The organism is Vibrio sp. KUL78 (assembly GCF_059725505.1).
Genome location: NZ_AP045837.1, coordinates 964,767 through 986,714, shown reverse-complemented (window position 1 = coordinate 986,714; position 21,948 = coordinate 964,767). Strand labels below are relative to the sequence as shown.

General features: G+C 43.2%; 17 protein-coding genes and 1 pseudogene. 4 read left to right on the top strand and 14 right to left on the bottom strand.

What is annotated here, in order from left to right:
• Positions 1–78: 78 nt before the first annotated feature.
• The 3 genes from AC6I8Y_RS04850 to AC6I8Y_RS04840 form a co-directional block, all read right to left on the bottom strand.
• Entirely contained in the window at positions 79–816 is a 738-nt protein-coding gene (locus AC6I8Y_RS04850) for a hypothetical protein (protein WP_498020905.1), read from the bottom strand.
• A gap of 156 nt (positions 817–972) precedes the next feature.
• The gene (locus AC6I8Y_RS04845; RefSeq protein WP_498020903.1) at positions 973–1,746 is read right to left on the bottom strand and encodes a hypothetical protein; all 774 of its coding nucleotides are present in this window, start codon (positions 1,744–1,746) and stop codon (positions 973–975) included.
• Between the two features lie 316 nt (positions 1,747–2,062).
• Entirely contained in the window at positions 2,063–2,617 is a 555-nt protein-coding gene (locus AC6I8Y_RS04840; RefSeq protein ID WP_498020902.1) for a recombinase family protein, read from the bottom strand.
• Between the two features lie 1,546 nt (positions 2,618–4,163).
• Here AC6I8Y_RS04840 and AC6I8Y_RS04835 point away from each other — a divergent pair.
• The 3 genes from AC6I8Y_RS04835 to AC6I8Y_RS04825 all read left to right on the top strand — a co-directional run bounded on the left by AC6I8Y_RS04835 (position 4,164) and on the right by AC6I8Y_RS04825 (position 6,347).
• On the top strand, positions 4,164–4,388 hold the full coding sequence (locus AC6I8Y_RS04835) for an excisionase (protein WP_252013791.1): 225 nt from the start codon (positions 4,164–4,166) through the stop codon (positions 4,386–4,388).
• Complete coding sequence (locus tag AC6I8Y_RS04830) at positions 4,378–5,538, top strand: phage integrase Arm DNA-binding domain-containing protein (RefSeq protein WP_498020900.1); 1,161 nt, start codon at positions 4,378–4,380, stop codon at positions 5,536–5,538. Before AC6I8Y_RS04835 ends, AC6I8Y_RS04830 begins: the two co-directional genes overlap by 11 nt.
• A gap of 371 nt (positions 5,539–5,909) precedes the next feature.
• The gene (locus AC6I8Y_RS04825; RefSeq protein WP_498020899.1) at positions 5,910–6,347 is read left to right on the top strand and encodes a hypothetical protein; all 438 of its coding nucleotides are present in this window, start codon (positions 5,910–5,912) and stop codon (positions 6,345–6,347) included.
• 408 nt (positions 6,348–6,755) lie between these two features.
• On the opposite strand, the gene AC6I8Y_RS04820 is transcribed toward AC6I8Y_RS04825, so the two are convergent.
• The 11 genes and pseudogenes from AC6I8Y_RS04820 to AC6I8Y_RS04770 form a co-directional block, all read right to left on the bottom strand.
• Positions 6,756–7,805: a sensor histidine kinase gene (locus AC6I8Y_RS04820; RefSeq protein WP_498020898.1), complete on the bottom strand. Its 1,050-nt coding sequence runs from the start codon at positions 7,803–7,805 to the stop codon at positions 6,756–6,758.
• Positions 7,795–8,553, bottom strand: a complete 759-nt coding sequence (locus AC6I8Y_RS04815) for a hypothetical protein (protein ID WP_498020897.1) — start codon at positions 8,551–8,553, stop codon at positions 7,795–7,797. Before AC6I8Y_RS04815 ends, AC6I8Y_RS04820 begins: the two co-directional genes overlap by 11 nt.
• 627 nt (positions 8,554–9,180) lie before the next feature.
• The gene (locus AC6I8Y_RS04810) at positions 9,181–9,987 is read right to left on the bottom strand and encodes an endonuclease/exonuclease/phosphatase family protein (protein ID WP_498020895.1); all 807 of its coding nucleotides are present in this window, start codon (positions 9,985–9,987) and stop codon (positions 9,181–9,183) included.
• An 86-nt stretch (positions 9,988–10,073) separates the two neighbouring features.
• A complete protein-coding gene (locus AC6I8Y_RS04805) occupies positions 10,074–11,702 on the bottom strand; it encodes a PTS transporter subunit IIBC (protein WP_498020893.1) in 1,629 nt (542 codons plus the stop codon).
• A 59-nt stretch (positions 11,703–11,761) separates the two neighbouring features.
• Positions 11,762–13,496, bottom strand: a pseudogene (locus AC6I8Y_RS04800) (glycoside hydrolase family 13 protein).
• Positions 13,497–13,595: 99 nt separating this feature from the next.
• On the bottom strand, positions 13,596–14,561 hold the full coding sequence (locus tag AC6I8Y_RS04795; protein WP_498020891.1) for a LacI family DNA-binding transcriptional regulator: 966 nt from the start codon (positions 14,559–14,561) through the stop codon (positions 13,596–13,598).
• 214 nt (positions 14,562–14,775) lie between these two features.
• Positions 14,776–16,089: a DUF1501 domain-containing protein gene (locus tag AC6I8Y_RS04790; protein WP_498020889.1), complete on the bottom strand. Its 1,314-nt coding sequence runs from the start codon at positions 16,087–16,089 to the stop codon at positions 14,776–14,778.
• Entirely contained in the window at positions 16,086–17,744 is a 1,659-nt protein-coding gene (locus AC6I8Y_RS04785) for a DUF1800 domain-containing protein (protein ID WP_498020887.1), read from the bottom strand. Before AC6I8Y_RS04785 ends, AC6I8Y_RS04790 begins: the two co-directional genes overlap by 4 nt.
• 184 nt (positions 17,745–17,928) lie before the next feature.
• The gene (gene uxuA / locus AC6I8Y_RS04780) at positions 17,929–19,116 is read right to left on the bottom strand and encodes a mannonate dehydratase (protein ID WP_498020885.1); all 1,188 of its coding nucleotides are present in this window, start codon (positions 19,114–19,116) and stop codon (positions 17,929–17,931) included.
• Positions 19,117–19,249: 133 nt separating this feature from the next.
• Entirely contained in the window at positions 19,250–20,035 is a 786-nt protein-coding gene (locus AC6I8Y_RS04775) for an FCD domain-containing protein (protein WP_498020883.1), read from the bottom strand.
• Positions 20,036–20,143: 108 nt separating this feature from the next.
• Positions 20,144–21,121, bottom strand: coding sequence for a TRAP transporter substrate-binding protein (locus AC6I8Y_RS04770; protein WP_498020882.1), 978 nt, complete (start codon positions 21,119–21,121; stop codon positions 20,144–20,146).
• Positions 21,122–21,426: 305 nt separating this feature from the next.
• On the opposite strand from AC6I8Y_RS04770, the gene AC6I8Y_RS04765 reads away from it, so the two are divergent.
• Positions 21,427–21,939: a TRAP transporter small permease gene (locus AC6I8Y_RS04765; protein WP_498020881.1), complete on the top strand. Its 513-nt coding sequence runs from the start codon at positions 21,427–21,429 to the stop codon at positions 21,937–21,939.
• Positions 21,940–21,948 lie beyond the last annotated feature (9 nt).

The window sequence follows — 21,948 nt, the reverse complement described above, 5'->3', positions numbered from 1 at the left end:
TAGTAAAGACCAAAATCAAAGTGAACCGAAAATACCGAGCGATTCGGAATCGGCCATAACCGTTTGCTAGCATTATTCTTACATACAGTACTTACTCGCTTTTCCCTGAGCAAAGCCTGCGATTAAATCAAGCTTATTGATGCGCTTTTCTCGAACTGTCTCTTCATTTCTATCAACAATCTTCGTCAAAAGTAAGTACTCTCGATTGAAAAAGAATGAGAAACTATTCCCTTCGGTGTTTACGACAATGAAGCATTCTTTATATACGTTTTCCACACTACTATTCTTAGCAAGATCATCATAGGGGTTACGTCCGTGAGTCGATTGATACCTTGAAAGTAACTCCTTGACTACCCTAGGGCTACCCCATGTAACCAATACAACTTTTTCATTTAGGTCGAGTAGCGACAAGTGCTTTTTAAAATATTCCCCTTTCGTAAGGAAAACCCCATATTTGTATATATCCTCACCTTTAAAAGGTAGTTTTAGCTCCATACCCTCGGGATGACGACGCGCATTATCAATCATCCGTGTTATAGCCTTATTTCGTTTACCGTACATCTTTGCAAGCTTTGATATAGCCTCAATGCCACCTTCACCTGGTGTATTTATCCTAGATATCAACCCGAACAACTCATCAATTTTACTTTTCTCAGTGTTGCACTTTCTGCATACGTTGAAGTCACCTTTAGCATTTGATCTTTTTTTGCTAACAGCAATTTGTGGTATCAAATGCTCAACAGAGCGTCCAGTATCCGAATTTACGGACTTCTTAACGGCGATACCGCAATACACACAATTCTGATTCTTTATCATAGCATTAATCAAAGCCTATATTTTCAATCTACAGCATGTTAACGCCGTGCTAGTCGACTAACACTGCAATCGCTACACACTACCTTAAACGCTTGAACCAAGATATAGTTAAAATACCAAGCGTTGCGAATTCCTCTTGAGCAGTTTGTTATATGGCTAACCACCGATTAGCTCTCTAAGTTTCCTGAGGGATTTAATAAATATAACACCCGGTAACTGAGCTACAAGTCCATACGATATGGCTACTATTGCTATTAACCAAACGTTTGAAACATATGTAACCAATGGCAACAGTAGGACAAAGCCTAGTAAAGACCCAATCAAGCCTGCTCTTAGTTGGGATACACCCATAATCTGACTATGTGGTACTTGGAACTTAAGCTTAACGCCCTTTATAGTTGTAGATAACCAAATATTAGGCATTTGGGGAGTCTTAGCTGAATTAATATACGTGAGTGTAATTTTCTGCCCACGGTTAAAAACCGGGATTACATACTCCCGCTGTCCATGGTAAGTATTTAGCTGCGCCTCATTAACCACTTCGCCTTCTGGTACATAAAGACTATTTTTATATTTCTCCGTCCAGGAAAGAATATCTGGGGTATCTTCTATTTGGGTAGACTCCGACAAGAGCATTGTGTCAGTAGTGTAAACTTTGATAACTACACTCTCATAATCATTCAGGCTTTCATTTTTGAGCTTAATCGTAGAGAAGTACAAATGCTCAACGTCGTTACCGTTCCAAGTAACGGACACATCTCCAAGTACTGAATCATGCGTTGAACTGCCAATTTTATTGTGTGTAACAAAATAGCTAAACAAGCCACGTTTATTCACAACTTTTTGAGTCAGTACAGCTGTGACAAGGCCACCCAAGCTACCAAATATAATGGATAGATATTCACTTCTAACTAATTCAATAAGTTCCATAAAGTTTCCATATCGTGTAACGCTTTTTAGACGGAATCTTCCATCTTTACCTACCGTGTATTTTGCTGCCGTCTATTATGAAACTCAACTGGTATCAGCTTGTTATGTGAGTAGACAACGAGTTGTAGGAGGAGAATTACGTAATAGTTTCGTTTGAGAGACCAAAGCACAGACTAGTTCAGCTTTATCTATTGATATACTGCGTAGGTTATCCTCTAAACGGCTCTAAGAAGGTTTGGAGCAAAAACGTGTCGCGACACACTCTAGCCGCCAGATATAGAAGCCTCACAATCGCGTTTAGAGCCTGATAACCACATTAAACTCTAACCTGTTTAGAAAGCACCTTATAAACCGTAGAGCGGCTACACGCCAACTCACGGCTAATAGCATGCTTATTCCAACCGCTGTCAGCTAACTCCCTTATGCGTTCATGTAATGCAACGTTTGGATAACGACCAAGGTGCTTTCCTTGCTGTTTAGCTCGTTCTCGCCCTTCATTGCATCGCTGCAGTATTCTTGAGCGCTCCATCTCTGCAAACGCTCCAATTGTGGTATAGATAACGCGCCCCACGTCACTGTTTATGTCTAGGTCGCCCAAGTCATGACAAATGAGCCCTGCGCCCCGCGCGCTCAATTGGTCGGCGACGCCAAGCGCATCGATTGTATTTCTGGCAATCCGGTCTACCTTGGTGACATGCACTATGTCCCCTTCCCTGGCAAACTCAAGAAGCTGCTTTAACCCCTGACGCTCCGCACTCTTACCGCTGGCTTTATCTTGATAGATCTTTTCGCAACCAATAGTAGTCAGGTGTTCAACCTGAATCCCCAAATCTTGTTCATCGCTGCTAACACGAGCATAACCAATCAACATAACCCCTCCTCGAAACTGTTCAATAAGTCCCAGCAATAATGAAGACATGTACAGCAAGTATTTTGCCGACTTAACGTACAGTGATTACCTTACCATTTGGCCGTTTTGCTGAAGTCCGAAAAGGTACACCTTTTTGGACGGTCTATTCGACGAGTACCTGAAACAAGCAGAGTCTAGAAACTCGGATAACACAATCTTTCCAATACCTGTTCAATAGTTGATCTTAACTCGACCACTGGTTCCCAAATTACTGCTGGAAACTTGCTATTCGCTGGCTCAGTCATAGTTCCCTCCTGTGTTTCGTTGTTCTAGTAAAGCACTGAGGGAGCTATGGAAATCTGATTAAGCAGCCCAAATGACAACTGTTAATTCTATTTAGTGAGTTTTCTTCAGGCATGTGAGGATGCCCTGCCAGTGTGAGTTCTTTAGAGCAATCCCAGAAAAGGGAGATGTCTTGAGCCTCACGTGAACCTTATCAGCAGTGATAATCGCGCTGGCCGTACTTAAGATTAAGGCCTGCGCTTTGCACAGTTATTCATCCCCAAAAGTAAACTTAGAGCGCGCTCAAGGCCGCGTTGGCCATGTTTGCAGTATCAAGAGCACCTAGCGACATTGCCCAGCAGATTGGCGGTTTCATAGCTTGTTTTACACGCTTGCTAACCCTGTCCGCCGCTCAAGGCCGCTATGGCCAAGTTGTACGATTTAAGCGGCTACGATAAGCGTCAGTGAAGATACTTTCTCTGCTATAGTCGCGCTGGGTATGGGATTATTTGTCAGTAAAATTTCCCCCAGCATAATTTTTGGGTGGAAAGTGGGGAGGGTCTCCACCCATTACAGATAATTTCGGGGTTTTTAGGCTTTCCACCCAAATACCCAAAACAACCTATTTTTGCTTGTAACCTCGCCTTACAACCATCTGATTAATCGATATATTCTTTTTTTCTCCTGCTTTTTTGCCAACGTCAAAACACGCCTTCCACCCATTACGGGAAATATGACACTTTTCATGATTCAGAAATTAACGTAATACATCGAATTCATTTCACTCTTTGTTTTTCTGACCAATTTTCCCTTGGGTAAAAGAGGGCTCTCCACCCAATACCGGCATTTCACTTAGAATCATCAACAAACGATTTTCCTATGTCATTGTTTTTAAATGTTTTCTTTAAATTCTCACAAATTTGTCCTACATCTTCCACCCAATATAGAGAAACCAACGGTAAATTTGTCGCTAAGTGCACTTTGTGTTTTCTCGCTGTTTTCCCACTTCCTGATGTGTATCGAACGGTGATTAAAGCCGCAGTTCAGAGCAAGAAAGCTATCTGAACAGAACGTACTTTGCTTCTTCGATATTTCTCCAATGGCCTACCCCAAAAAATTTTTGTGCACTCGTTTTTGGCTGCTTAATCCCATTGCCACCATTTCGGCCTCGCTAATCTAGAAAATGTAAGTAAACGGACTTTTTGGGTTCAACCCAAAGGTATGATGGTCGGTTACAGCAAGGCGATTGGCTGACTCAGGCAACAACTAAAGTCAGGAGTGAACTATGCATATTACGATTCGGGAATGGGCAATCCAAGAGTTTGGCTTTGCCCCAAGTGCGAGTACGTTAGCGAGCTACGCAAAAACAAAGCAGATACACCCTGCTCCGGTCAAATTCGGCGGAAAGTGGATGTGCGATGAAAAAGCGGTATTTGTCGGCCTTTGCTCAACAGACTCCATAGAAATCAGCGACCCTGTCGTTGCTAGGATTTTCCGCCATGGCAGCTAGACCTAGAGCACACAATCTAAACGTTCCCAATCTCTATCAAAAATTTGATAGGCGAAATGGCAAGGCGTACTACCAATACCGAGATACTCGAACCGGTAGATTTCATGGATTAGGAACCGACAGAACAACAGCGATTAAGGTTGCGACAGAGCTCAATCGACTCATCGCTGCCCAGCTAGTCGAGCAATATCACCACATTTTCAATGCTAATCCTGCCAAGAAAAAACGAATGGGGATCAGTACCGGTGAATGGTGTGAGCGATACATGGAGATCCAAGCCGAAAGACTTGAGACTGGTGAAATCGTTGATGCTACCTTCAAAACACGGAGAAGTGGCATCAAAGTCCTAAATGACAGATGTAAGCATGTTGCTATCAGAGAGCTCGACACAAAGACTCTGGCCATCATCATTGATGAGTACAAACGGGAAGGCAAAACACGAATGGCTCAAGTTCTGAGGTCTATTTGGATTGATGTTTTCAAAGAGGCTCAACATGCCGGTGAGGTTGAGGCTGGCTATAACCCTGCCTTAGCGACCAAGCCACCAAAAACGAATGTTCGCCGTTCACGTCTAACCGTATCTCACTGGAAGCAAATCGACCGCGTGTTGAAAGAGTCACCTCATGTCTATTGCTATCACGCCGCCCTTCTCGCTTTGACGACAGGACTGCGCCGAGAGGACATCTGTAACCTCAAGTTCTCGGACATTAAAGACGGTCTACTCTACGTTGCCACAAGTAAATCTGGGCAAAAAACGAAACTAGCCTTCCCCCTCACCCTTCGTAATCCAATTCTCGATATGACGCTGGCTGAGATTATAGGGATGTGCCGAAAGACGGATATAGTGTCACGCTATCTCGTTCACAATATAGCGAGAGTACACAGCACCAAACCAGGCGACAAGGTCAACGTCAACACTGTCACTCGAAGGTTTGCCGAGGCTCGAGACAAAGCCAATCTAAAATGGGAAGGCACCCCTCCGACTTTTCATGAACTAAGATCATTGGCCGAACGCACATACCACGAAGCAGGCGTCGATACCCAAAAGCTACTTGGTCACAAAGACCGCCGAACGACGGATAGGTATTCGGATAGCCGTGGTAGTGAGTATGTTGTGGTAGGTGAATTGAAAGGCGCTCAGGGACAATAAGTACTAAACAAGAAATTAAGTTTTTAGCTAATCCATGAAAGTATCGACCTAAATATTTAGACCATGGATGCGTTAGCTTAAAACTGATTGTTTAAAGTGTGGGCACGATCATAATTTTGTCCTAAAGCAACATAAACGTTTAAAATTAGCACAAATCTATTAAAATCAACACGTTATGAAAAACCCAAAACTCAGTAAGCTCTACTCACCTTTATAATAACGGGCTAATTTTACCGCTCTCTTTTTAACCCTTACTTATCAATATCTTAGGCATTTTCAAGAGTTTTTTTAACGTATTTCTAGAAGTTGGACAACCCGAAATGTTGTTGTTTAAAGTTTTACTTCGACTTAAAAACTAATGAGGTGACACAATGGCCGTAAAATTCGCCACTCATACCGAAGCACATGCTTTAGCTGAGCAATTAAAGAACATGATGGAATCTGGTGGCTACAACAAACGGAGCGACTTTGCGAGGGCGCTGGGAGTGAAAACCAGTACGCTGCAAACTCGAATGGAACGCCCAAACCGACGATTCTGGCACTCGACATTGAAAATGTTCCAAGAGAAAATCAACAACTACAACCAAGCGGATGATACGTACAATGATATTAACCAAATGGTATTAGTCAGTAGCTATGTTCAGCGCTGGTTAGTGACCAACAGCGGGCAGGCTAACTTTGATAAAACACTTCTGTCGGAGGTAGTTTCAAAGTTCAATATCCCAACAGCTAAAGCAAAGTGCATTCTTATTTCTCTGGATACTATTCGTCGGCACCAAACCTGCTGCGAATGCGGGCAGCCTTTGTAACACTGCCTAAGAAAAACGAAGCTTCGCAATTTTTCGTCAAGCGGTGAAAGCTTTGGTTGAATTCGGTTGTTGGCTATTCTGTGTGAGAGCTTGATATGTTGCTTAATGAAGCGATAAAGCCTTTTGCTTGACCTTTGAGCTTCAACTTACAATTGCCGTTGATTATACCCTGTAAGAATCATTACTCGAACAATCTTACAGGGGGTTCTTGCGACCAACACACCTGCAATCGCCAGTACAATATACCCTTCGTTAACTCTCTTTGCGGGCTTGAGTTCTATGAGCAATATAGTTTAATCGGCTTCATGCAGGTTTTAGACACTCTGAATCAAATGATGTTTAGACTTTGTACTAGAAAGAGGCCACATAGGCCTCTTTTTTGGATTTATATGCTTAATACGTTGTCGCTCATTTGACTGTTAGTTTCAGATAGAAAAGGTTTTCAGCTTGAGACTGACCATTGTACTCATACTCTAGCTTCATACTCTTGGCACCTATTTCAAAATCATGAGCATCGGCAACTATTTTTGAAACGAACAATCCAAGCCCTTTTCCATCATGATGTGCCTTTCTTGCCCAAGGAGTTCTATAACCTCGATCAAACAGTTTTTCTTGTTGTTCGTCAGTTATGTAGTTACCGGTAGAAATAACATTGATGGAAAGTGAGTTACTAAATTCTTCAAATCGAACCTTTATCTCATCACTAGAAGAGTACTTTATTGCGTTCTGTAGAAATGACATTGGAATAATTTTGAAGGACTCATAGATATCATAGTTCTTATCAACCCTACCGCTGAGTTTAATCTTCTTGTTGAAAGCACTTGCTTCAGAATGTTCCACAACTCGAACTATCTTGTCGACCATTCTATACACATCAGTAGTACGCTTTCGACCATATTTCGCAGCGTTGGGATTAAAATAAATACCAGTTGTTTCAAGCGAATCTTTAAGCATAACTGAAGACTTATATAAGCTCTTCACACTCTTAGGAGCATTACCTTCGGCTTCCTTTGGAGTGTTACCATACCCTCTCAAAATTTTGTCTGAGTAATGATGTATTTGATCGCACCATTTTGTTACTTCATGAAATTTATCGAAGTCTTCACTGGCTTTTTTATAGACGAGCGCTTCTAAACGACACCCGAATCGTGATATGTAGTTAAACCACCTTTCCGCATATGCTCGACTAACATTTCTGCCTCGATACTTTTTGGCAAGTTTGCTGTTGTCCGATATAACATCAACGATAGCAATATCAATACCATTAACTTTCTTGAGGTAGTGAGTAAAGCCATGATTGCAAGTTATTGTTTTGATTGAATTGTCATATTGTCCATTGTAACATTCGGTTGAACAGATACCGTTGTTGCTGGTTTTATTTCCGCTATAAACCACACCATCAACCATTACAGGAAAGTTGTGGCTAATCAGCCCATCTTCAAAGAAATCACGAATCAAAGCTTAACCTTCCCATTATTCTTTTCGCTAGTGTTGATATTTTATCAGAGTATTTGTGATTGGTGTTTTTGTGAACTACGTCGCACAGGCGTTCGTAACCAACTTGTCCTGAGAAGTAGCCAATCAAATTCTTATTAATGAGTTTCTCTTGCTTTGATTTAGAGCAAACAATCATATTGGTTAGCTCTTCTGCCATGCTATCAACGTCAATATTGTGTTTAATCAAATCTGATATTGAATTCTCGATGTCTATCTCTCGAATAGGCTTATTCAAAACATCGTCTGAATCCTCAAAAAAGGAGTTCAAGTTGAGTTGATATTTACCTGAGGATACAGCAATAACCATAACACTAGGCTTGGCTTTTTTTACGAGCTTCAGTAACTTAGCTCCACCCGTATCTAAGTCTTCTGTAACAACCCCTTTTACATCAAGGAATATAATATCGAATGACAGTAGCCTATCAACCTCATTCAAGGAGATAGATTCATAAGTTGATACACTGTAACCAAGGCTTTTCAGATACTCTATTGGAAAGTCCTTTATCTCATCATCCACAATCGCGATTTTGTATTTTTCTCTCAACCCTAAGTTATGTAGAAATCCATGAACATCGTTTGGCTCCTTAAACTTTCTATACTGTACACGTATTAACTTGAGCGCCCCCCACAACACACCAATGATGGCGAATACAGCTGCAATAAAACCTACAGGCGCATTCCATGCATCGACTATCCCTTGAAAACCCATAACAAACCTCACTTAAATCAGGTAGTTATTATAGAGCCTCGTTGATATGCAACAAAGTAAAACCTAGCAACTAACCTCTCAAAAATGCATACCCGATTGAATGACTTGAAGTTCCATATCAAGAATTTCTTCTTAGGTTCTTTGAATTGATTGCAAGTTATCGATATGCCAAAAAAGCACAATAGTAGGCAAGGTATTACTCTTATTTAACAAACTTTAGGAAAAGTATCAGACTTTGTGTTCTCCGACTCCAGACGTTACCCAGTAACTCATACTAAGTCACCTATAGCACTCTTGCAGCGCGTCTAAAACGCGCTCATATTTTGGAGAACTTTCATTGGAGCAATTTTGGGAACGGAATTTTATTTTTATTTTTCAATCAGTTAATAGAAACAACTGTGCTGCCCATGCATACAACGAGAATCGATGGTGTCTTTTTATTATTCATATAGTTAGCACCTAAATTCGGCCAATTTCCACATCAAAGATACAAGAAATTTTAGTCGATAAATCAGGTGCTTGTCAGTTTAAATTATCTTGAAGAGCAATAAGTAATCACCAAACGGACTCTTGGGGTTTGGCCGGTTGTAGAATGTGGATTTATAAGCTGCGAAAAGTTAATAAACATTAAGTAATGTCTACTTCCATCAGAACCCCAAAGTGATCCGACACAACCGGATAAAAATCGCCATTAAAAATCACCTGATGCTGCTTGACCACCACTGGTTGATTACTAAAAACCAAATCAATCCGAAGCGCTTGGCTATTTTTTTCCCAACCATCAATGTTTTTAATTACTGTGGTTCCAGCATCTTTTATTTCAGCTATTTCATAACAATCTATCAATCCGCGCTGTAAAACATAATCATAACCTTCATCGCGTATATGGCTTGGGTTATTGAAATCACCTAATAGAAAGCTCAATTCTGTTGATAATTTTGCATTGATTCGGTTGAACTGATCCTCAAATGAGTTCTCTGAGTCATTCCACCAGCCGCAATGACAATTATAAAGATTGAAATAACCTTGTTGGGAAGTCACCTTAATACGCACTGCTCGTCTATGTTTCCAGTAGTTCACGTCATAGTTATCGCTTAGGTCAATGACCTCATGTTCGATAATCGGCAGTCGCGTCAAGAACGCCAGTCCCTCGTGATATACGTCATAACTTTGATGAACGAAATCCCATGTAAGTTGGTAGTGATAACCGTATTCCATGAGCTTTTTCTGTAACAAGTAACCATAGTTATCAGCGAGCACAGTGTGATTGGTTAATATATTGGCATCAACAGCCGGGCTGTCTTGATGTTGATTCACTTCCTGTAATGCAACGACATCGCACCCTTGCTCGATAATGGCTTGCGCTACCACATCCAACTTTTCTAGCTGTTTCTCTTCTTGCCAACTATGGGTATTTAGCGTCATTAACTTCATTTATTAATCACTTATTTATTTGGAGTGAGTTAAACGCAGCGCAAGGCTGCGTTTTTCGAGGTTACTCTATCTAAATAGAGAAATAACTACGCTGGTTGTGCTGAAAACTTCGCAACCAATCTAGATTTAATGACATCCACTCCAGGACCATAAATAACTTGTACTCCTTGCTCTTTAATTACAGCGCCAAGTGCTCCCGTCGGCTTCCATAACTCATATTCGGCAACCAACTGCGGATCATTAACTGTAACGCGCAATCGAGTCATACAAGCATCAATCTCAGCAATATTGGTACGGCCACCTAAATTCTTAATGATAGTTTCCATCTTCTCATCTTCTGACATGGATTCTGAACTGTCATCGAGGTAGTTACCCATGCGTCCCGGTGTTGGCAATTTAAGTTTGACAATAAGCACACGGAATAATCCATAGTTAACACCAAAGAAAACAATAGACACCAATGCGAAGCGAACCAAGTCACCACCGATGCCCGCTGAAGCCATCATAGGTATACGAGTGACTAATTCAATCAAACCAAAGGCATGTACACGTAGGTCCATCACATCTACTAACGCAAATGCAACCCCTGTTAACACCGCATGCGCAACATACAAAACAGGAGCAATAAACATAAACATGAATTCAATAGGCTCTGTTACACCAGTTAATAACACAGCAAGACACGCAGATAAAAACATTGGCTTGTATTGTTCGCGCTTATCACTATCAACACAGTGATACATGGCAAGGCCAATACCAATCAATGAAGACGCTGCGATAATAACTTGGCCCGCCTTAAAACGCGCTGGATGTACTGTATCTAGTAGATGTTGGTAAGCTATCGGATCGCTTAATTTAAGATTATTTAGATCGCTCACCCAAGCAAGCCATAATGGGTCTTGACCATAAACACTTGAGCCTGCATTCGTACCAGTCAGAAGCTCATAAGTACCACCCAACTCGGTGTAGTTCATTGGAATAGTTAAAGTGTGGTGTAAACCAAATGGCAGTAATAAACGCTCTAACGTACCATATAAGAAAGGAGCAGTGATCGGTGCTGTGTCTTTAGAGGTTGCAATCCATTGACCAAAATCATTAAGTGCACCTTGAATTAAAGGCCATACGATTGATAAAGCAAACGCAATAATCATCGAATAGAAAATAACTACAAAAGGTACAAAGCGCTTACCGTTAAAAAATGCTAATGCTTGAGGTAAGCGTGCGAAGTCATGATAGCGGTTAAATAAGTTGGCACCTAAATAGCCAGACATAATACCGATAAACACACCCATATTTAGAGCAGGAGCACCTAAAATATTTGTGAAGAATTGAGAGACAGGTAACTCAGAACCAAATAAGCTCATCACAACCGCCTCAGGATCACTGAGCATAGCATTATCCACGCCCAATATAACCCCAGTGATACGGTTGATTAAGATGAAGGCAATCAGAGCAGCAAATGCACCGCCTGCTCGTTCCTTAGCCCATGAACCACCGATAGCGACAGCAAATAATAGGTGAAGGTTAACTATGACCCCCCAACCTATGTTTTCCATAATAGCGCCTAGTGTTTCAATGGCGCCAATACCACCGGCATACATTGCGACAACTTTACCGAGTGATATCATGATACCCGCGGCTGGCATCACCGCGATAACAACGATAAGGGATTTCCCAAATCGTTGCCAAAAATCAAACGACAGTAACTTACTCATAAATGATTCCTTGTTTGAAATGCAGGGTAGCTTTATAAAGACCCTGCGATAAATATAAATTAGTGTTTTCTTGCAAATATATACGCTGCATAAGCTGGGGCAATTTTCGTCGCTATAAAATCTGAACGAGCGTGTTCATTGTTGATATTCTGATTATCAAGTACTAACTCGCCTAATTGCGAGCAGTCGATATCAACGACGTTCTCTTGTGGACTTAAATTGGTAATAATGGTCCATGTCATATCTTGAGCAACACGTTGATAAGCATAGATATTAGGATCGCTAGGTAGCAGCAATTGATAACGGCCAACCACCAAGCTTTCATTTGACTTACGCAGAGCAATCAGCTGCTTGTAGAAACTCAAAATCGAATTTGGATCTATCTGTTGTTGCTCAACGTTGATATCTGCGTGCTGTTGATTGACCCAGAACCAAGGTTGCACCTCAGAAAAACCGCCAAATTTCTGGTCGTTCCATTGCATTGGCAAGCGACTGTGGTCGCGGGATACTTGATTTAACAGGGCTAGGATGTCTGCATCGCTTTGACCTTGTTGAGATAGCTTTTGAATTAAGTTCCTAGCAGACACATCATTAAATTCATCAAGAGAAGTAAACTGATGATTTACCATACCAATCTCTTGGCCCTGATAAATAAACGGAGTCCCTTTCATCAAGAAATAACAACTCGCTAATGCGGTAGCACTGGCATACCTAGAGTTAGGGTCGGCAAAAGTATCAATACTACGAGCTTGATCGTGGTTTTCTAAATAAAGCGCATTCCAACCTTTACCTTCTAATGCATCCTGCCAACGCGATAAAATGCGTTTGAACTCCACCAGATCTAAACGCTCGTTGCTTTGTTCTTCCGACCATAGCTTCATGTGTTCAAACTGAAAAATCATGTTGAAAACACCACCTTGATCCTGCTCGGTCGCTTCGGCAACCCAAGGCAATGCATTCTCGGCAGTAACCCCATTGGCCTCACCAACTGTGACAATGTCAAAGGGATCAAACGCCTGCTCTTTTAACTCATGCAGATGCTTTTCAATGCCTGCCACATTCATGTGATAATCAAACGAGGAGACATACTTTTCACCCTTTGGATTGGGTAAAGAAGGTAAACCTGGTTGTTTCTGAATATGGCTAATGGCATCCACACGGAAACCATCAATGCCGCGCTCCAACCACCAATGAATCATTTTGAATAGTGCTTGCTTAACTTCAGGGTTTTCCCAATTCAGATCCGGTTGTTTTTTAGAAAATAGGTGCAAGTAGTACTGTGCAGTTTTTTCATCATATTCCCATGCACTGCCATGAAAAATACTTTCCCAATTGTTTGGGTCGCAAGTCGGTTTTTCAGCGGTAGCCTCACAACCATCACGCCAAATGTACCAATCGCGCTTAGGGCTATTTTTGTTATCTCGAGATTCGATGAACCATGGATGTTCATCACTGGTGTGGTTGATCACTAAATCCATAATGATGCGAATGCCACGCGTATGAGCAGCAGCGATCAGTCTATCCACATCCTCCAGGGTTCCAAAAGTCAGGATGAATCGCTTGGTAGTCACTAATGTCGTAGCCGTTATCATCGTTCGGTGATGCATAGAATGGGCAAATCCATATTAAATCAATGCCCAAATCAGCTAGGTAATCCAGCTTAGCAATGATTCCATTGATATCACCAATACCATCTTGGTTCGTATCATAAAAGCTACGGGGATAAATCTGGTAGGCGGTCGCTTTTTTCCACCACTCGAGTGGGCTTGAATGTATGTTATTGGCGCAAATCATCAATGTTAGGCTATGTGTTATCGATAACACATGAGGTTAAATGTATTATGTTTAGACTCAATATAATTTCAAAGAAACTGTGAGATACCCCTCATAACCTCAAGAGAACTGTGAACTCTCTCTCATTTTTAAATCGAATGTGCCTTCAACGGAACTGAAATCGCGCTTTATCAGCTTTTTGACAGCTTGGTAGCCCACTTGATAGTAGTTAAAAGCTACAGTAGTCAGACTCGGGACTAACAGATCGCTGTAGTCATAGTCGCCCATGCCTACAATCCATACGTTATGACCAATCTTGAGTTGCTGTTCTTTGGCGCGACGATATAACCGAATGGCAATATTATCGGTGGCACAAAAGTAGACATGATTGGGCTGTAATTGAACTGCCTGGTAGTCGGCTTTTTCCTCAGAGTTGGCTAAGGCTTGCAGTGAAAAGTTTAACTCGGGTACGGTGTCGGTAATGGTGGCTTGCATCGACTTAGTTCGGCTAGAAAGCATACGTTCATCGTAAATATAATTTACGGCTACCAGTGGTGCTTGCTGCTGTTTTAACTGAGTAATGGTTTGGGAGACGAGTGCTTTAATAGCAGCATGATCGGGGTAGTATAAGCAACAATGATGGGGGGAGTTTTTGCCAATAAATAACACATTATCTAAGGTTCGATAAAAAGTCTCTTCAACACTGTGTTTTGAAGCGATAATTATCGTGCCCAGTGCATTTAAGCCGTTAAACTCTCTTACGGCTTGGCATTCTGACTCATGATTAAACCCTGTGGAATGAAACAGCATTCGTACTTGTGATTCGTTGGCAGCAGCCAGCGCCCCTTTAATCACTAGACTCGTCGTATATGACTCAATACGAGGTGCGACAAAACCAATAATATTCGATTGGCTACGAATAGAGCGAGCAAAGATATTAGGCGTGTAATGACTATCCTTGACGATAGCTTCAATTTTAAGGCGGTTCTCAGCCGAAACATAACCGCCATTAAAGTAACGTGACACAGTCATTGTCGAAATTCCAAGCTGTCTTGAAATCTCAGCCATTGTCATCTTTTTACTCATTACATACTTCCTTCAATAATGCACTATTGTCATACACCAAAGTGACCTCAAGATGCTGGATTCAGAGTGGAGTCACTTCGGTATAGTATCCAATATATTGACTTACAATACAGTAAATACAACTGGGAGTGGGCATGAGTGCGCGATTTTTACTCACAAGATTCGGGCCTGTATGTAAGACGAGGGAGCGAGCATACCTAAAACAAGCTAGCCCTCATGACTTCAAAAAGCCTAAATCCTGAACCGTGAAGTTAGCGAGGTTTGGGAAGATATAGTCCATCGAGCTTTTACTAGTTACTCCCATCCACTTAGCAATCGTCGCTCCAATCTGCTCAACGGACGTCGTCGGTATCATTCGCCCTTTGTTGAAGTCATTCTCTCCATCAAGGATGAGTGATGGCCACTGGCCATATAACTGGCCGCCATTTAGTGCGCCGCCCATTACAAGGTGATTGCTGGCCCAGCCATGGTCAGTGCCAGTACCGTTGCTCGCCAAACGTCGTCCGAAATCGGACATTGTCATCGTTGTGACTTTATCACCAAGCCCTGCGGCTTCCATTGATTGATTGAACGCTGCTAACGATTGGCTTAATGCGTTCATTAGCTGAGCGTGGTCTTCCAATTGGTTGGCGTGAGTGTCAAAGCCACCGAAGCCGACAAAATAGACTTGTTTTTGGTGCCCAAGTTGGTCACTCGATTTAATCAGTCTTGCGACCGTATGTAATTGCTGACTCAAAGAGATATCTGGGAAATGTTCCTCTTCAGGCACGGACTCAATGGCAGCCGCTAGCTGATCTCGTATGGAAATGGAATCGCCTTTTACTCGGTCAAACTCCCGACCAAATGCAGTCAATGGGGAGAGACTCATCACTTGATCAAAACTCTTACGCCGCTGTGCGTTGCTCACTGCGTTTACTTTTGGCAAAGATGAGGCATTAATGAGGTTTGCACTTTGTACGCTGCCATTGAGTAGCTGGGCATAGCCATTGAGACTAAACGTTGGACTAATCTCATCAGAATCACTACTAAGCACATCCATCAACCGTCCGGCCCAGCCAAGTGTTGTCGTACTGCCCGACCAGCCCCGCTGCCATTCTGTTTGCTGTGAGTTGTGTGAGAACAAAAACGGAGGCATAGCATGTGTGCCGTCTTTCAAACCTTCTTTTGTTGAAGGCTCTATCAACACGCCGCTGTTGGCAATAGGAATGACTTTTCCACTATTGAACAGGCTTTGAATCTCGCTCATCGATGGGTGTAATCCCAATGCCAAGCTAGAGCCGGTACTCAATGACAACGGCAATAGAGATGCTTGTGGAATAGCAATTGCAGGACGAGCAGTCGCGTACTCATCATAGTGTGCGTTATCGCTCGGCACCAACATGTTAAAGCCATCATTGCCGCCAAATAAAAACACACAAACCAGAGCCTTATAATCACCGTCTGGCAGAGCAAGTGCAGTGCCAGTACCCAGCATCGAAACAATTGGTGTCGACGCCATAGCCGCTAACAAGTGACGACGTGAAATCATTGGGCAAGCTCCTCAATATGAAATTCTTGACTGGTTACGACGGTGTAGAGAGCATTACGAACCTTCAAGCTTTGTTGCGTATCACGAAGATCTTCCAACCCTTCTAGGACAATCACTTTAAGCGGCTCGCTCATTCTTTGAGAAAGCAGTCGCCTTTCAATCTCTTCAATCAGTGCTTCATGGTCATTGGCTATCGCTTCTAGCGGTGCGGTATTAATGACAATGCGCGCCGGATTATCCTCGCCATTATAATTTGTCCTGCCCGTTGCCGACCAAAGCTGGTTATTAGTGAGGATAAAGTTGTTCCAACTCAATATCTCAAACTCAGGTGCTACATCATTCGCATCCGCTATCTCTCCGTTCGGGGCGTAATCTGGCGAGAAAAAGTTGAAGACACTTGGAGAGCCCAATGGCGACTGCCCATACGCTCCAAAGGTGTTAATCGAGTTATGAAAGCGACCCGAAGGATCAGCGGATTTCGCCTCGAGAGCTCGGAAAAAATTGGTCATCGCAATTAGAGGCTCTTTCATCTTAACGGGCGAACGGTCACCTCCATTCAGCGCCTCACTATCAGTCAGAATTCCACGAACTACCGTTTTGAGATCGCCTCTCACGCCGCTACCATTATCGTCAAACAGTGCGCTCACTCTTGCGACATAAGCGGGAGACGGATTCGATGTCACTAACCTTTGGATAAGATGGCGACTGATAAATGGGCCTGTGTTTGGATGGTTTAGCAACATATCCATGGCCTGTGCCATATCTTGTTCGGCGGTCTGCCCTTGAGCAAACACCTCTCCCATCACCACTTTTTCCTCAAAATCATGACGTTCTGGATACGCCACCATTGGCAAAAGCCAGTTGCCATCTTTAGAGCCCCAATTAGGCTGGTTTTTCTCAGCGATGTGCCAGCCGGTAAACACTCGAGCCAGATTCTCAATATCATCCTGCGAGTAAGTTGGAATCAACTGCCCTTGGTTATCAAGCTTCTCCGAGCCATCTGGGTTTAGCTCATACAGACCGATACTGAACAGTTGCATCACTTCACGGGCGTAATTTTCATCTGGGTAACGATTACTCTCTGGGTCTGCCTTTTGATTTGCCATCATCGACAAATAATCCCCCATGGCAGCGTGCAGGGTCACCGATTCAATCAACTCGCGATAATTCGCAAATGCGTGTGTGATGAGCATGTCGTAATAGTCGGTCATCTCCAGAACGCGGCCATTTAAACTGGCGCCATATCGCGAAATCACGAAGATTTCACTAAGGGCGAACGCGACTCGCTGCCTGAGTTGATCGGGGGCATTTAAGCTAAGATCCCACCATACTGACACGCGGTCAGATTGGTTGTAGCTGTCTCGTCCATCTTCGATAGGATACTGTTTGAGGCGAGTTAAATGCAGGCTCGGAGCCATAGAAAACTGCTTATCAAGCCATCTTGAGTAGCCAAGATCGGCTAATTCTTGATAGGAGTTAGGCTTAGGTCCAAATGTAGAGCGATAGAGGAGGTCGTAACGCTGATCTTGTGTTAATGGATTAGGCTCAGGAGAAAGACCTCCAGACTCCCCCTCTCCACCACATGCAGAGAGTAATGAAAGTGCGAGTAAACAAAGGCTCGATTTAAATACGTGACGCTTTATCAGGGGAAACAACTCAAAGACCTTACTACGACTGAAGACTTAATCGAACACTAGCGAACAACACTAAGTGCGGCAATCTAGCCCGTAATAAACTGTGTCACTAGTTCAAATTACCAGTTTGCTCACCAAGACTTCACACAAAAGAAATGCAAAAGAGCCAGCATGACGACATGCTGGCTCTTGAAAACAAGTTAACCTACTTGGTATAGAAAGCGCGCTTGAGCGCCATTTCAAGACCTCGAACTTCGGCAAGTCCTTTCAATCGTCCAATCGCGGAGTAACCTGGGTTCGTTTTCTTGTTGAGATCATCGAGCATCTGATGACCATGGTCTGGTCGCATTGGGATCAGGCGGTTATCACCTTTTTCCGAGCGGCGATGCTCTTCGTCCAAGATAGCCATGACGACATTGTACATGTCTACGTCACCATCTAAGTGTGCCGCCTCATGGAATGTCATTGGATTACTCTCTTCACGCTTGGTTGAGCGCAAATGGGTAAAGTAGATTCGGTCGCCGTGCTTTTTAATCATTTTGACTAAGTCATTATCACCACGTACCCCATAAGAGCCCGTGCACATGGTGAGTCCATTCATTTTGCTTGGCACGTTTTCCGTCAACCAATCAATATCTTCGATGGTCGAGACGATTCTTGGTAAACCAAGAATTGGACGCGGTGGATCGTCTGGGTGCACCGCCAGTTTCAATCCATGCGCTTCGCATACTGGCATAAGTTCTGACAGGAAGTGCGCCATATGTTCGCGCAGTTTGTCTTTAGTAATATCTGCATAGCGATCCAGTTGCGCTTGGAACTCTTCTAATGTGTAGCCCTCTTCCGCACCCGGTAAACCTGCAATAATGTTGCTGGTCAAGCGCTGAACTTGTTCCTCAGTCATGTTCTGGAAATAGTCCGCCGCTTGCTGCTGCTCCGCTTCGGTATAATCAGCATTAGCACCTGGTCGTTTTAGGATGTGTAGCTCAAATGCTGCAAACGCGATCTGGTCAAAACGCAATGCTCGAGAGCCATCTGGCATCTCAAACTCAAGGTCAGTTCGAGTCCAATCAAGCACTGGCATAAAGTTGTAGCAAACGGTATCAACGCCACACTCTGCTAGATTACGCAGCGTTTGCTTGTAGTTATCGATCCACTGTTGGAAATCACCCGTTTGTGTTTTGATTTCCTCGTGAACCGGGACACTTTCAACAACCGACCAAGTGAGCCCTTTGCTCTCAATAATCGCTTTGCGCTCCAGTATCTCTTCTTTTGACCACACCTCACCATTTGGGATGTGATGCAATGCATTTACGATTCCCGTAGCACCTGCCTGACGAATATCATCTAGAGATACCGGATCGTTTGGGCCATACCAACGCCAAGTTTGTTCCATGACACTTCACCTTCTTTTAAGCGCACTTAACCCGCCCGTAAAAACAAGCTAAGTGCAAAAAACGACTTCAAAGACAGCTGCGACAGCAGCTGTAACGAACGACTACGACGACATGTCGAGCCAGTTGTGAGGTTTAATCGTTGCCCAGCAACACCACAGGGTTGGAGCTGAACAAGTAACCATCAAAGTTAGGATCATCGATATCAGACAGCTCAAGTAGACGCTGTTTGACGTTTTCAAGGTGTTGCCACATTGCGTTTTTGGCGGCAATTGGATCTTTACGTTGAAGGGCGGCAAGAATCTTTGCATGATCTTGCAACCACTCTTCGCGGTAATCTTGACCATTGATATGAGAATGGAGCTTCTTCCACATTGGGCTGCTTTCACGTCGCTCCCAAGACTGTCTTAACATATCCACTAAGACAGAGTTTTGGGTTGCTTGGGCGATACATAGATGGAAAGTTTCGTCTCCGCTACAGTCCTTAGTACCACTGGCAAGCTCTTGACGCTCAAGCTCCAATGCTGCTCTCATTTGGGAGATGTCGCTCGGAGTCACTTGCATCGCCGCGAACTCAGCAATGTTACTTTCTAGTAACTGGCGAGCTTGCAGCATTTCAAATGGCCCAGCGTCATCTCCAACAATATTTGAGCGGGAATTAGCATTAGATGGTATGTTCAATACATACACACCCGAGCCCTTTTTCACTTCCACTAAGTTTTCAAGTTCGAGCATAATCAGCGCTTCACGAACCACCGTTCGGCTGACGTCAAGGCGCTCCGCGATATCACGCTCTGGTGGTAGACGATCACCGATATTATAACGACCGTCTATTAGCTCTTGTCTTAGTTTCAGACCGATTTCCTGATAAGGTCTTTTCGGTTCGAAGGGCATCATGATGATATTGTCACTGTATTGCATCTAATATACTTATCTCAATATAATATAGGTTACGATCAATTGGTCAACCTTTTCATCACACTCTGTGATAACACCTTTTTGTTTAGTTTTATCGATGATTAAATCGATTTATTGAACCGCTTTAATACGTTCAACTAGCTGATTAAGCTCAGGTTTTGTTTGTTCGATATCCGCATACATAGGTTGTACCGCACTAACAAATGCCGCTTTGTTTGGTTTAACAAACGTCACACCCATTTTCTCTGCTTTTTCACGCTCTTTCGCTTCTGATGCAGCCCACAGCTCTTTCATATATTCAGAAGAATCTTCCGCTGCTTTCATCAATGCTTGCTTCTGCTCTTCTGTCAACTTGTCATAGGTATTGGTAGAAATGACCAGTACATCAGGAACCATAGTGTGCTCGTCTAGACTGAAGTACTTAGACACCTCACTGTGGCGACTCAAGCTAAATGAAGGAATGTTGTTTTCTGCGGCATCAACAACACCCTGCTGAAGCGCAGTATAAAGTTCGCCGTATGCAAGAGGGGTTGGGTTACCACCTAGTGCTTTAACCATCGCGATTGCCGATGGGCTTGGCTGAACTCGGATTTTCATTCCTTTCAAATCTTCAGGTGTTTCGATTGGTTTACTGGTGTAGAAACTGCGTGCACCCGCATCATAGTAAGTAACGCCAATGAAGCCACTGTCTGAAGACGAATCAAGGATTTCTCTACCAACTTCACCACCAGTTACGCTGTAGTAGTGGTCTTTATCACGGAAAAGATAAGGTAGATTGAATGCCGAATACGCTGGAGAGAAAGCTTCAAGCTCTGCCGCGTTACTCTTCACCATATCTAGAGCGCCGTTTTGCATTAGCTCCATTGACTCTCGCTGAGTACCAAGTTGAGCATCTGGGTAAATACGAATGCGTACTTCACCATCTGTCGCTTGACGAACTTCCTTCGCTAAGAAGTCCATTGCTTTGTGTACCGCATGATCACGAGGGTGGTTGTGGCTTAGCTTTAATGTCGTCGTAGCGTATGCCGACGCCGCAGCACCAAACGTTAAAGCAGTACCAACCATTGCACTTACGAGCGTTCTTTTCATTGTCATCTTTCTTCTCCGTGGATTGGTTATCCAATATGTAGGGTATTGGCTGTTTCGAATGCAATATTGGCGCTACCCATCGATACCGTCAAACCTAAATGATCAATTGATTGACCAATATCACAATAAACCCAAATAATTGGTCAACCAATTTGAATGTGAGAGGGGTCACATGAACATTTTTGGTGTACCGCTATAATCCAAAGCGAAAATCAGTGTGTTTATTATGCAACCTAGAACCTCCAACCCCAATTGGTCGCCCAAAATATGCTTATAGGCGCACATTTACGCTGAAGGAAAATAGAATGAATAAATTGGTCACCTACATAAATAGAGGCTTAGCGGGCTTTACCGTGTCCCTCTCGACCTTTCTTGTTTTTTGCGTGATTTGGCAAGTGATATCACGCTATGTGATCGGCAAACCCAGCACAGTCACAGACGAACTCGCCCGCTATCTGTTTATGTGGGTTGCTCTTATTGGCGCTGCCTATACCACAGGTCAAAAGCGTCATCTCGCTATCGATCTTCTCACTATGAAGTTAACGGGTACTAGAAAAGCCATTAACGAAATTGTCATTCAACTCGCGATCGCGCTCTTCGCCTTTGTTGTTCTTGTTTACGGCGGCACTAAGCTCGCGTTAAAAACACTGGCTATGGGTCAGGTGACACCCGCTTTAGGATTAGAAATGGGTTACATCTATTTCTGTCTGCCGATCAGCGGGGCTTTGATGATCTTCTACTCGATCGTTTTTGCTATTGAACGAATCAAACAGTTAGCAAGTGGCAGCGCCCCTTATGCTGGCTCTCAACTGGATTAAATAGAGGTA

Coding starts and splice junctions, on each gene's coding strand:
- AC6I8Y_RS04795 (WP_498020891.1), bottom strand. CDS start 14,561: ATGAGTAAAAAGATGACAATGGCTGAGATTTCAAGACAGCTTGGAATT.
- AC6I8Y_RS04775 (WP_498020883.1), bottom strand. CDS start 20,035: ATGCAATACAGTGACAATATCATCATGATGCCCTTCGAACCGAAAAGA.
- AC6I8Y_RS04765 (WP_498020881.1), top strand. CDS start 21,427: ATGAATAAATTGGTCACCTACATAAATAGAGGCTTAGCGGGCTTTACC.
- AC6I8Y_RS04850 (WP_498020905.1), bottom strand. CDS start 816: ATGATAAAGAATCAGAATTGTGTGTATTGCGGTATCGCCGTTAAGAAG.
- AC6I8Y_RS04810 (WP_498020895.1), bottom strand. CDS start 9,987: ATGAAGTTAATGACGCTAAATACCCATAGTTGGCAAGAAGAGAAACAG.
- uxuA (WP_498020885.1), bottom strand. CDS start 19,116: ATGGAACAAACTTGGCGTTGGTATGGCCCAAACGATCCGGTATCTCTA.
- AC6I8Y_RS04825 (WP_498020899.1), top strand. CDS start 5,910: ATGGCCGTAAAATTCGCCACTCATACCGAAGCACATGCTTTAGCTGAG.
- AC6I8Y_RS04840 (WP_498020902.1), bottom strand. CDS start 2,617: ATGTTGATTGGTTATGCTCGTGTTAGCAGCGATGAACAAGATTTGGGG.
- AC6I8Y_RS04845 (WP_498020903.1), bottom strand. CDS start 1,746: ATGGAACTTATTGAATTAGTTAGAAGTGAATATCTATCCATTATATTT.
- AC6I8Y_RS04835 (WP_252013791.1), top strand. CDS start 4,164: ATGCATATTACGATTCGGGAATGGGCAATCCAAGAGTTTGGCTTTGCC.
- AC6I8Y_RS04770 (WP_498020882.1), bottom strand. CDS start 21,121: ATGAAAAGAACGCTCGTAAGTGCAATGGTTGGTACTGCTTTAACGTTT.
- AC6I8Y_RS04815 (WP_498020897.1), bottom strand. CDS start 8,553: ATGGGTTTTCAAGGGATAGTCGATGCATGGAATGCGCCTGTAGGTTTT.
- AC6I8Y_RS04830 (WP_498020900.1), top strand. CDS start 4,378: ATGGCAGCTAGACCTAGAGCACACAATCTAAACGTTCCCAATCTCTAT.
- AC6I8Y_RS04790 (WP_498020889.1), bottom strand. CDS start 16,089: ATGATTTCACGTCGTCACTTGTTAGCGGCTATGGCGTCGACACCAATT.
- AC6I8Y_RS04805 (WP_498020893.1), bottom strand. CDS start 11,702: ATGAGTAAGTTACTGTCGTTTGATTTTTGGCAACGATTTGGGAAATCC.